9 protein-coding genes are annotated in these 12,735 nt (G+C 31.6%); 2 read left to right on the forward strand and 7 right to left on the reverse strand.

Annotated features, from left to right (window positions below; genetic code table 11):
* Window positions 1–25: 25 nt before the first annotated feature.
* The 6 genes from AB3G34_RS07000 to AB3G34_RS07025 all read right to left on the reverse strand — a co-directional run bounded on the left by AB3G34_RS07000 (window position 26) and on the right by AB3G34_RS07025 (window position 9,631).
* Window positions 26–1,333: an MFS transporter gene (locus AB3G34_RS07000; protein WP_367770245.1), complete on the reverse strand. Its 1,308-nt coding sequence runs from the start codon at window positions 1,331–1,333 to the stop codon at window positions 26–28.
* Between the two features lie 144 nt (window positions 1,334–1,477).
* Complete coding sequence (locus tag AB3G34_RS07005; protein ID WP_369753895.1) at window positions 1,478–2,296, reverse strand: M48 family metallopeptidase; 819 nt, start codon at window positions 2,294–2,296, stop codon at window positions 1,478–1,480.
* Between the two features lie 92 nt (window positions 2,297–2,388).
* Window positions 2,389–4,788, reverse strand: a complete 2,400-nt coding sequence (locus tag AB3G34_RS07010; protein WP_367770251.1) for a glycoside hydrolase family 31 protein — start codon at window positions 4,786–4,788, stop codon at window positions 2,389–2,391.
* Window positions 4,789–4,960: 172 nt separating this feature from the next.
* A complete protein-coding gene (gene glgB, locus AB3G34_RS07015) occupies window positions 4,961–6,868 on the reverse strand; it encodes a 1,4-alpha-glucan branching protein GlgB (RefSeq protein WP_369753896.1) in 1,908 nt (635 codons plus the stop codon).
* A 64-nt stretch (window positions 6,869–6,932) separates the two neighbouring features.
* The gene (locus AB3G34_RS07020; protein WP_367753399.1) at window positions 6,933–8,213 is read right to left on the reverse strand and encodes a glucose-1-phosphate adenylyltransferase; all 1,281 of its coding nucleotides are present in this window, start codon (window positions 8,211–8,213) and stop codon (window positions 6,933–6,935) included.
* Window positions 8,210–9,631, reverse strand: a complete 1,422-nt coding sequence (locus tag AB3G34_RS07025) for a glycogen synthase (RefSeq protein ID WP_367770258.1) — start codon at window positions 9,629–9,631, stop codon at window positions 8,210–8,212. Before AB3G34_RS07025 ends, AB3G34_RS07020 begins: the two co-directional genes overlap by 4 nt.
* A gap of 186 nt (window positions 9,632–9,817) precedes the next feature.
* Here AB3G34_RS07025 and AB3G34_RS07030 point away from each other — a divergent pair, with 186 nt between their 5' ends.
* Window positions 9,818–10,687, forward strand: a complete 870-nt coding sequence (locus AB3G34_RS07030; protein ID WP_367770260.1) for an alpha/beta fold hydrolase — start codon at window positions 9,818–9,820, stop codon at window positions 10,685–10,687.
* Window positions 10,688–10,709: 22 nt separating this feature from the next.
* On the forward strand, window positions 10,710–11,099 hold the full coding sequence (msrB, locus tag AB3G34_RS07035) for a peptide-methionine (R)-S-oxide reductase MsrB (RefSeq protein WP_367770262.1): 390 nt from the start codon (window positions 10,710–10,712) through the stop codon (window positions 11,097–11,099).
* Between the two features lie 7 nt (window positions 11,100–11,106).
* On the opposite strand, the gene AB3G34_RS07040 is transcribed toward msrB, so the two are convergent.
* A complete protein-coding gene (locus tag AB3G34_RS07040) occupies window positions 11,107–12,732 on the reverse strand; it encodes an amidase (protein WP_369753897.1) in 1,626 nt (541 codons plus the stop codon).
* Window positions 12,733–12,735: the final 3 nt, after the last annotated feature.

Below are 12,735 nucleotides of genomic sequence, written 5' to 3' on the forward strand. Positions count from 1 at the left end.
TTTAAAAGAGATTAAAAATAATTATTTATACTGTTTCATCACTCTTTTTCATAAAACTCAAAACTATAAAACCTAATACGAAGAATATGGCTAATATAAAAAACGAATTTCGCATTGAGTTTGTAATCGAAGCTACAAAACCAAAAATAAAGGTTCCTACTACAATCGAGATTTTCTCTGTAACATCAAAAAAACTAAAGTAAGTGGCATGATCTTCCGTTTCAGGTAATAGTTTAGAATATGTTGATCTTGAAAGGGATTGAATTGCTCCTAAAACCATCCCAATCGTACCTCCAAGCGCATAAAATTGAAGATCAATATATTGACTTTTAGCATCTAATAAATACGCCGCAAAACAAATAAAACCCCAAATTACAATTGTAATTTTTAAGGTTTTTATGTTCCCTATTTTCTCGGATATTCTAGAAAATAAAAAAGCGCCAAATATAGCTACAACATTGATTAATAAAATGATTATGATTAATTTACTTGTAGTAATCCCTAATTCTTTTTTACCAAAAATACCTGCTAATAATATTACAGTTTGAACACCAATACTGTAAAGAAAAAAAGCGGTTAAAAACTGTTTTAACCTAGTAAGTTCTTTCAAGCTTTTAAAAACAACTTTAAGTTCTCTCAATCCTTTAAATATAAAATCTTTCTCTGGTTTTTTATGAAATACATTATTAGGTAAATAATGAAAAGTAATTTGAGCAAAACCCATCCACCAAATACCTACTGATAGAAATGAAATTCGCGCTGGTATCGACGAATCAGTTATTCCATACCATTCAGGCATCATAACCATGGTTAAATTAAATGCTAACAAAATTAAAGATCCAAAATAACCAAACATAAAACCTTTCGCACTCACACGGTCATGCTGCTCTGGAAAAGCAATTTCTGGCAAATAAGAATTATAAAAAACAATACTTCCCCAAAATCCAATGCTAGCCAAAATAGTTCCTAAAACACCTATCCATAGTGTATCCTGTCCTTTAAAAAAGAACAATCCCATAACTGAAAACGAACCCAAATAACAAAAAAACTGCATAAAACGTTTCTTATTACCCGTATAATCAGCTATGCCGGATAGTATAGGTGACAGAAATGCAACTATTAAAAAAGAAATTGATAATGAATAAGATAGCAAAGAGGAGTTATTAATTTCCAGACCCAAAAAATGGACAATACCATTATTATCACTGGTTACAGATTCAAAATAAATGGGAAATACTGCAGTTGCAATAACCAGACTGTACACTGAGTTTGCCCAATCATAAAATGCCCAAGCGTTTATTAACTTCTTATCTCCTTTTTGTAAAGCTATCATATAAATATTTTTAAAACGAATTTATTTATTTTTTGAGTATTTAAACTATAAATCAGGATAAACTTTGTAATAATAATGATTTGTTAAAAACAGAAAGCCAATTCAGTTGAATTGGCTTTCCATTATCTATTAAAATATATTTTTTTATCTGAAAATAACTCCAAATTTTGCCGCCGTTGCTTTAGCTTCCGGAACCATTGCTTTCAAATTGGCAATTCTTGTTGCATCTGAAGGGTGTGAACTTAAAAACTCAGGTGGTGCTTGACCATTAGAACTTGCAGCCATTCTTGTCCAAAATGAAATTGCATCATCTGGATTATAACCTGCAATAGCCATAAGAGTAAGGCCTATTTTGTCAGCTTCGGTTTCATGACTTCTACTGTAAGGCAACATTACTCCTACTTGTGAACCTATACCGTAATATTGTTGCCACATTTGTTGTTTTTCAGCGCTTTGACTCCCAGTTGCAACAGCAACACCTACAGCGCCAAGACTCTGAAGTTGTGATGCACTCATACGTTGTGCTCCATGATTTGCTAGTGCATGAGAAACTTCATGCCCCATAACAGTTGCTAAACCAGCATCGTCTTTTGTAATGGGTAAAATCCCCGAATAAACAACGATTTTTCCACCGGGCATACACCAAGCGTTAACTTCTTTACTATCAACTAATTTATATTCCCAACGGTAATCATTTAAATATTGAGTTTGACCTAAGTACGCTAAATATTTTTCAGCAGCTACTTTAATTTTCATACCCACATTTTCCACTCTTTTTGCGTCTGCAGTTCCAGTAATGACTTTGTTTTCTTTCAAAAAAGTTCCATACTCCTGAAAAGAAGAAGGGAATAATTCACTATTAGAAACAAAATTTAATGTTTTTTTCCCTGTAAGAGGGTTGGTCGCACAAGAGATGAATAGACCTAGCGTACAAATTCCTGCTATTATTGACTGTTTTTTCATGATATTAGATTTTAATAAAAACAAAAATACAATTTTAACTAAGTTTATGAGTTACAAAATTAAAAGCAATTGTATCAATTTTATTGTTTTCTTTATTCTCCAGTAATGTGCAAAACATTAAATTCCTTATCTACAATTAGATAATCATTAATTTCAAAAGCCAAGCTATTAAATGAAACTTCTTCGTTATCGATTTCAATACTTTTTACTTTAAATGGTAATCCAATAAGGTTTATTTTATACTTAGAATAATTAGTGTCATATTTCCCTTCTTTATGTTGTTGAATATTAAGTTCTTTCTCCTTTCCAGTTACTCTGAAAGTTAAAAAACTATATCTGCCTTTTTTATAATCATACCCATCTTGAGCATCTTCATAAACAACTGATTTTTCTTTTCCTTTTTTATAATATAAATCTAAAGTTAATTCATCAAATTCTAATTCACCTACATATTGTTGAACAGGGTATTTAGGAATCATCGAACCCGCTTTGACAAAAACTGGAATCTCATCAAAATGAGTATCTACCCACATTTCTTTTCCTCCTTTTACTATTTTATTAGTCCAGTAATTATACCATTCCCCTTTAGGAATATACATTCTTCTTCCTATTGCATTAGGTTCTAATATAGGGCAAACCAATATCTGATTTCCAAAAACAAATTCATCATTTCGATAATGAGTTTGAATATCATCTTGATCAAAGTACACTAATGGTTTTAACATTGGTATTCCTTCTTCAATATATTGGTAAAACATGGTGTATAAATACGGTAATAACTGGTAACGGAGACTTACGAATTTTCTAGTAATATCAATGACTTCATCGTCAAAGGCCCACGGTTCTTGGTCTCCATGATCACCTGACGAGTGAGTTCTACAAAAAGGATGAAAAACACCTAACTGAATCCAACGAGCGTATAACTCTCCTGAAGGTTGCTCAGCAAATCCTCCAATATCTGAACCAGTAAAACCCATTCCAGATATAGACATTCTTTGCACTTGTATATTAGCAACCCATAAATGTTCCCAAGTGGCAACATTATCACCTGTCCACGAAGAAGTATAACGTTGTGAACCTGCATATGCAGACCTAGTTATTACAAAAGGTCTTTTGGGGTAAGCAAATCTTTTTACTCCATGGTAGGTAGCTCTTGCCATTTGAGTACCATAAATATTATGTGCTTTTCTATGACTGCAAGGATTTCCGTCATAATCGTGACGTACATCCATAGGAAATGTTTTATTTGGAACCTCCATTACGGCTGGTTCATTCATGTCATTCCATACTCCTTTTACACCTATTTCCGAAACTAATTCTTTAAATAATCCTGCCCACCATTCTCTAACTTCAGGATTAGTATAGTCTGGAAAATTACATTCTCCGGGCCAAACTTTTCCCTTCATATAAGGACCATCAGCTCTTTTACAAAAATAATCTTTTTCTAAAGCTTCTTTATATACAGCATATTCTTTATCAATCTTTATCCCTGGGTCTATAATAACAACCGTTTTAAATCCATCTTCGGCCAATTCTGCAACCATTCTTTTTGGATCAGGAAAATACTCTTTATTCCATGTAAAACAACGGAATCCTTCCATATAATCTATATCTAAATAAATAGCATCACATGGTATTTGTAATTCTCTAAATTTAGCTGCAACTTCTTTTACATTACGCTCTGGATAGTAACTCCATTTGCATTGGTGATATCCCAAAGCCCATAAGGGAGGTAATTCCGGTTTACCAGTTAAATCTGTATAAGTCGTTACAACATCTTGCATTTTGGGTCCGTAAAAGAAATAATAATTCATCTCTCCGCCTTCGGCCCAAAAACTGGTTACATTTCTTCTCTCATGACAAAAGTCAAAAAAAGTTCGAAATGTATTATCAAAGAAAATTCCGTAGGCTTGTTTATTTTGCAATCCGATATAAAAAGGAACTACTTTGTATAGTGGTTCCTGATCCTTTTGAAAAGCATATTGATCTGTAGCAAAATTCTCTAATCGCTTCCCTTTTAAATTCATTTGGGTTGCTTTATCACCAAGACCATAAAAACATTCCCCATCTTTGGAAGCTTTACTCATCTTTACAATGTTACCACCATATTCGTAACTTTCTTCCCAATGAAAACCAAGCTCGTCTTCTAATAAAATATTTCCTTTTAAATCATAAATAGACTTCCTCATGTCTAATTTTTGAATAACACATTTTATTTTACTAGTAACTATTTGGTAATAATCTGGTTCTTCTGATATCTCTAGAAAATTATATCCATGCAATTGAGTTTTATCAATGGCATAAGAAAAATCATTACTAAAATATCCTTTTGTAGTAAATCGAAAACGCAGTAAACTATCTCTTAAAATGGTAACTTTTAAAACAACACTATTATCGGTGTTAAAATAAATTGAATCCCCTTCCAGTTTAAAAGAGACTATTTTTGATGGGTATAGATCCCCTTTATATTCTAATTCTGTATTAGTAATCATGGAATTGTGGTATTATTAATAAGATGTTTTGTTTCTTTCCAAACCTACAAAAAATCTCTATTAGCCTTTTAAAATAAGGACTTTATTCACAAAAAAGTTGTAATAGAAATTAAATATTGTTGTAAAGTTCCTTTTATTAAGCTGAACTTTACAACAATATTAAAAAACAATTCTATGATATCTTGAAAACATTAACACTTAACGGAGGAAGCAGTAATTCAATAGAATAGTCCCTTCCGTCATAAGGAGAGGATTCAATTGTTAATTTATCAGAATTAATTACACCACTACCTCCATATATTATTGCATCACTATTAAAAATTTCTTTGATTTTTCCTTTTTTAGGAAGACCTATTCTATAATTAGGGCGAACAATTTGAGTAAAATTACAAACCACAATCAAATCCTCTTTCGGTTTATTTCCTTTTCGAATAAATGAAAAAACAGCATTTTGATGGTCTGAATAATTAATCCATTCAAAACCTTCTGGATTAAACTGCTTTTCATGCAAAGCAGGTTCTGTTTTGTATAAATTATTTAAATCAGTAATCAATTTCTTTATCCCTTCATGAAAAGGATATTGTAACAAATGCCAATCTAAACTTCCTTCAAAATTCCACTCTGCACTTTGTCCAAATTCACAACCCATAAACAATAATTTGGTTCCTGGATGTGTAAACATATAACCGTAAAGTAATCTTAAATTAGCAAATTTTTGCCATTCATCACCAGGCATCCTGCCAGCAATTGATTTTTTACCATACACCACTTCATCATGAGATAAAGGCAGCATGAAATTTTCAGAAAAAGTATACGTCATCGAAAATGTCAATTCATTTTGATGGTATTTGCGATAAACCGTTTCTTTTTGAAAATATTCTAAAGTATCATGCATCCAACCCATCATCCATTTCATTCCAAATCCCAATCCACCAACAGATGTTGGTCTTGAAACCATTGGAAACGAAGTGCTTTCTTCTGCTATCGTTTGTACTCCTTCATAATTAGAGTAAACAGCTTCATTAAATTCTTTCAAAAAACTAATGGTATCTAGATTTTCTCTACCTCCATAAATATTTGGTTCCCATTCACCATCATTTCTTGAATAATCTAAATACAACATCGAAGCAACGGCATCTACTCGTAAACCATCAGCATGATAGTACTGCAACCAGAATAAAGCATTACTAATTAAAAAGGAACGAACTTCATTTCGTCCATAATTAAACACTAAACTTTTCCAATCAGGATGATATCCTTTTCTTCGATCTGGGTGTTCAAAAAGATTAGAACCATCAAAGAACCCTAAACCATGTGCGTCGTCAGGAAAATGTGATGGAACCCAGTCTAAAATAACACCTATCCCAGCTTGATGCAGCTTATCAACTAAAACCATAAAATCTTGTGGTTTACCAAAACGAGATGTCGGTGCAAAATAACCAACTAATTGATAACCCCATGAAGGATCATAAGGATATTCCATTATAGGCATAAATTCCACATGAGTAAAACCAGTTTCTTTTACATAGTTTACTAAATCCTCAGCAAATTCTAGATAAGTCAAAAAACGATTTTCTTCAGCATGACGTTTCCAAGATCCCAAATGAACTTCATAAACAGAATAAGGTTTGTCTAATCCATTATGGTCTTGGCGTGATTTCATCCATTTATTATCATCCCATTTGTAGTCTAAATCCCAAATTACTGAGGCAGTATGTGGTGGTTGCTCACAATAAAAAGCAAACGGATCTGCTTTTTCAGTAATAATCCCATCATTATTAGATTGAATTTTATATTTATAGGTAGTTCCTTTTTCAATATTTGGAATAAAACCTTCCCATATTCCTGAAGAATCCCATCTTACTTGCAACAAATGTTCTCCTTGTTTCCAAAAATTAAAATCTCCAACTACAGAAACGGAATGAGCTGTAGGTGCCCAAACGGCAAAATACACTCCTTTTACACCATCTAACTCAATCAAATGCGCCCCAAGCTTTTCATAGAGTCTATAATGTTTCCCAGCTTTGAATAAGTTAATATCAAAGTCAGTAAAAAGAGAATGCGTGATAACTTTACTCATATGGCAATTTTATAGTTCTAATGTTTAATTCATTAGAATATTAGTTTAAAAACAGTTTAATAACTTAATTAATTTTGTAATTATCCGGTATTACTGAACCTTTTTTAATTACAACAATTCCTTCTCTGATAGAATACAAATCATTTGAAAAATCTTCTAAATGCTTTCCTCCATTGATATAAACATCATTCCCAATTCTACAATTTTTATCAACTAGAGCATTGTTAATAAAACATCTTTCCCCTATTCCCATTAAAATTTTATTATTCGCTTTTTCTTCATCCATTATATCAATGCTTTGATAAAAATCATTACCCATAACATAGGAGTTTTGAATAATTGTTTCATCGCCAATTCTAGAACGAATTCCTATAACTGATTTTTTAATTTCTTTGGCACTTATGATACAACCTTCTGAAATAAGTGATTGCTCAATAAGTGTATTACGGAATTTTGATGGAGGCAATAATCTAGGTCTAGTGTAAATTTTATTTTCATTATCAAATAAATTAAATTTTGGAACATCATCAGTAAGACCTATGTTAGCTTCAAAAAAAGAATCAATATTACCAATATCAGTCCAATACCCTTCATATTGATAGCTTAATATTTTTTTATTTCCAACAGCTTGCGGTATAATTTCTTTACCAAAATCTTTGGTATCAGGATTTGCCATTAAATCAATTAATAATTTTCTATTGAAAATATAAATCCCCATTGAAGCAAGATAATGCTTTCCTTCACTTTTCATTTGCTCACTTACATTTGATTCCCAATCAGGCAACAATGAAGCAGCTGGTTTTTCAATAAATGATTCAATACAGCTTTCGCTATTAGTTTTTAGAATACCAAACTCGGGAGCATCTTTAGCGTTTACAGGTAAAGTTGCTATAGTTATATCAGCCCCATGTTTTATATGTTCATCAAGCATTTCGTTAAAATCCATTTGATACAGTTGATCTCCAGAAAGTATCAAAGCATAATCAAAATCATGATTTAAAAAATGAGGCATACATTGTCTAACAGCATCAGCAGTTCCTTGAAACCAAGTAGGGTTATCAGGAGTTTGCTCGGCAGCTAGAATATCTACAAAAGCTTGACTAAAAGCATTAAAAGTATAGGTGTTTTTTATATGTGCGTTTAAAGAAGCCGAATTAAATTGTGTTAATACAAACATTCTTTTAATATCCGAATTCATACAATTTGAAATAGGAATATCAACCAATCTATATTTTCCTGCAATAGGCACCGCAGGTTTTGATCTAGTTGCGGTTAAGGGATATAATCTAGAACCTTGGCCTCCCCCAAGAATGATTGAAACAACATTATTCTTTTTAGCTTTCATATTTTGTTGATTATTAAATTATACATATCTATATATTCTTGACAAACTCTTTCCCAGGAATGGTCGGTTTTCATTCCACGTTTTATAATTTTATTTAAATGCTCTTTATTCTTATATAAATTTACAGCTCTATTAATGGAGTAACAAATATCTCCAACAGATGATTGATCATGACAAATTCCATTACCATCATCTCCAAAATCAATTACAGTATCTTTTAAACCACCAGTTCTTCTTACTATTGGAATTGTTCCATATCGCAAAGAATACATTTGATTCAAACCACATGGTTCTACTCTAGATGGCATCATTAAGAAATCGGCTCCCGCATAAATTAAATGAGCTAATTCTTCATTGTATCCAATAAACGTATTATAATTTCCTTTATAATCAATCAATAAGCTATTTAATCTATTTTCAATATCTGCATTTCCAGATCCTAATATCAAAATATTAATTTCTTTAAAATTTTCTGATAACGCTAAAGCTGAAGCATGAGGCAATAAATCACCTCCTTTTTCTTCCAGTAATCGACCAATAAAACTAAATAAAGGTTTTGTAGGATCTAAATTAAAAAGAGTACATAATATTTCTTTATTTTGCTGTTTTCCTTTTTCGAAATTTTTGATAGAATATTTTTTCTCTAACATTACATCTTTAGCTGGATCCCATACTTCTGTGTCTATTCCATTTAAAATTCCTTTTGATTTATATCTAACAAGATTAAACAATGATTCTAATCCATTAGCTGAATAATTAATTTCATTAAGGTAGTTGGGAGAAACCGTAGTTACAGCCCAAGCACATTTTACAGCTACAGCAAGAGAATTAATACAATTATCCCATTCTAAAACTTTTACATGAGAAAGATCAAATTCTGGAAAGTAATTTAATTTATCAAAACCAAATTGACCTTGATACAAACCATTATGAATCGTAATCATTGATGGTGTATTTTGTAATTTTAAATACTTATCACAATATAACATCATAAATGGAATCAACCCTGTATGATGATCATGGCAATTAATAACGTCAGGAATTTCACTTCTACCTATGATCCAATCTAAAGTTGCTATTTGAAAAGATAAAAATCGTTCAATATCATCTTCATATCCATAAACCTCTTTTCTGTCAAAAAGTTCTGGAATTTCAATAAGGTATAATTCAAAACCAAGTTTATCAGTAGTTTCTTTGAGAACACTAAAAGGAAAATTAAACTTTCCTAATTTTATTGATCCCCAGTGTACACATTCAAAATCATTCTCTTTTCTAAACTTTGTATCATAACATGGTATTACAACTCTAACTTGATGTCCAGCATTATTTTGGTATTTGGGTAAAGCTCCAACAACATCAGCTAGTCCACCCACTTTTGCTACAGGATAACATTCTGCACTAATATGAAATATTTCCATTTTATAAAATTTGTTTTTTCAATTATTTACAAAAGAATGGCTTTAATATTTGAATTAGAGCTAATTCTTAGTTTAGGGTAATTACCTATAAAAGACAAAAACCTTTTATAAATTATATTACTTTTATGTTTTTCTAAATTTAGTAAAAAATAAATAAAATGAAAGCCCTAATAAAAATTTATTGAAATGTCAAAAAATACTTCTATTAACCAACAAAAATTAAAAATTCCTAAGCTTATTATAGTAACGAGTAAATTTATCTCGCTAATCTCTCCAAAATTAGCTGTATTATATGCAGCAAAACTGTTTACAACACCAATAAAACATACTCTTCCTAAAAGAGAATGGGACATGAATCGAAAAAGTGAGCAAAAAGCATTGTTAATTCCGCAAATAAATAAGCATGTTGTTATTTATCAATATGGTAAAAGTGATAAAAAAATACTATTAGTTCACGGATGGTCAGGACGTGGTACACAACTAGTAAAAATAGCTGATGAATTACTAAAAGAAGAGTACTCGACAATAAGTTTTGATGCTCCTGCACATGGAAAATCACCTGGTAATAGCTCAATTATGATTGATTTTATTGCTTCAATAATAGAAATAGACAAACAATACGGGCCATTTGAAGCTGCTATTGGTCATTCTTTAGGAGGAATGTCAATATTAAATGCTATAAAAAATGGATTAAAAGTGAAATCTGCTACAATTATTGGAAGTGGGGATATTGTTCAGGATATTATTGATGACTTTGTCTCAAACCTAAAATTAAAGCCCAATATTGCAAAAAGAATGCAATTGCATTTTGAAAAAAAATATAACGAACCAATGAACAATTACTCCGCTTATATTGCTGCTAAAAATACAACTATACCAGTTCTAGTTATACATGACCAAGATGATTTTGAAGTACCAGTAAAAGCGGGAATTCATATTCATAAACATTTACAAAATGGAGAATTAGTTATTACAAACGGTTTAGGGCATCGAAAAATTTTGGGAGACCATAATGTCGTGCAAAAAGTAATTACCTTTATAACTAAAAATCAATAATAATAATAATAATAATAATAATATGAAATATCCTTTAGAAAAAACGGAGGCACAATGGAAAGAAGAATTAGGCGAAGAGAGATACCATATTCTACGTCAAAAAGGAACAGAACGTGCTCACACAGGTACTTACAATTTACATTACGAAAAAGGAACATACTGTTGCGGGGCTTGTTCAGAACCACTATTTGAGAGTAATTCTAAGTTTGATGCACACTGTGGCTGGCCTTCTTTTGATGATTCTATTCCAGGAAAAGTAAAATACATTCTTGACAAAACTCACGGAATGATTCGTACAGAAATTGTATGCGCTAATTGTGGTGGTCATCTTGGACATGTATTTAATGATGGCCCAACAAAAACTGGACAACGATTCTGTGTAAATTCTTTATCTGTAGATTTTAAAGGATAAAAGAATTTTATAGAAATGATTTCTTAAAACTAGGCTTTGTCCTATTTTTTGATGCTTGTTCATATGCGTACCCTATTCCTATTAATTTTGGTTCTGAATAGGCCAATCCAAAAAAAGATAATCCAACAGGCAAATCATAAACCATCCCTCCAGGAACAGTAATGTGTGGATAACCACTAGCAGCTGCGGGAGTTGTCAAGAAGACATCTCCCCATCGATCACCATAAATCATGTCGATACTACAAGCAGGCCCCATAGTAAGACCACAAATAGCATCCAATTTATTTATTGAAATGACTTTGTCAATTATCTCTTTGGAACCAAAGTGACTTTTATTACGTGCTTCAATATATTTTTTATCAGTTAAATTTCCTTTTTCATTCGAACTAATTAAGGTTTCTTGTTTGAAGTATGGCATGGCTTTGTTTTCATTGGCAATATTGAAATCAATGACATCCTTCAAACTTTTAACTTTACTATTTGAAGTACTTAGATAATTGTTCAGCCCAGTTTTAAACTCAAATTGCATCACTTCAAACTCAGATTCTCCCAACTTACCTATTTCATCTAAATAATCAATTTCTATAATTGTTGCTCCTTTACTTTTAAGCAAGTCAATTGCTTTTTGCTGCAATTCATGCATAAATTGATTCTTGCCTTGAGGTTTTCGTTCTACACCAATTCTTTTACCATTTAGTGCTTCCTTGTCCAAGAATTTAGTGTAATCATGATATGCTTTTCCGTTGCTTTCATTTGTTACTGAATCTTTTTCATCTACACCAGTCATAGCACCTAATAAAATTGCAGCATCAGTTACTGTTCTTGCCATTGGTCCAGCAGTATCCTGCGTACTTGAAATGGGAATAATACCCGTTCTACTAACTAAACCTACAGTAGGTTTTATCCCTACTATGCCACTTACAGAAGCTGGACATACGACTGATCCATCTGTTTCAGTACCGATCGCAACTACACAAAGATTGGAAGCTACAGCAACCCCTGATCCTGCACTAGAACCACATGGATTATGATCTAAAATATAAGGATTTTTAGTTTGTCCACCTTTACTACTCCATCCAGAACAAGAAGAAGTCGATCTGAAATTAGCCCATTCACTTAAATTCGTTTTTCCTATTAATACTGCTCCTGCTTCTCTTATTTTTTTAATCATAAAAGCATCAGTACCTGCAATATTACCTACTAAAGCAAGTGAACCCGCAGTTGTTTGCATTTTATCTCCTGTGTCTATATTGTCTTTTATCAAAATTGGAATTCCATGCAAAGATCCCCTGTTTTTACCAGCCTTCAATTCATCATCCAACTCCTTTGCTATAGCAATTGCATCAGGATTAATTTCAATAACTGAATTTAAAGTGAATCCTTTCTTATCGATAGATTCTATACGTTCTAAATACATTCTAACTAATTGTTCCGAAGTAAATTTTCCCGAAGATAATTTCTCCCTTAAACTGCTAATTGTTTCTTCATCTAATTCAAAATCAACATTTGAAATATTAACTGTCGCTAATGTTTCTTCCGGTTTTTTTTCACCTTGAGCACAACTTGTAACCAATAAAGTACTTAGCCCAGCAGATGCTAACGTTGCTGTTCTTAAAAAAGATCTTCTTTTCATATT

It is taken from the genome of Flavobacterium sp. WC2409 (genome assembly GCF_041200085.1).
Lineage (GTDB): Bacteria > Bacteroidota > Bacteroidia > Flavobacteriales > Flavobacteriaceae > Flavobacterium.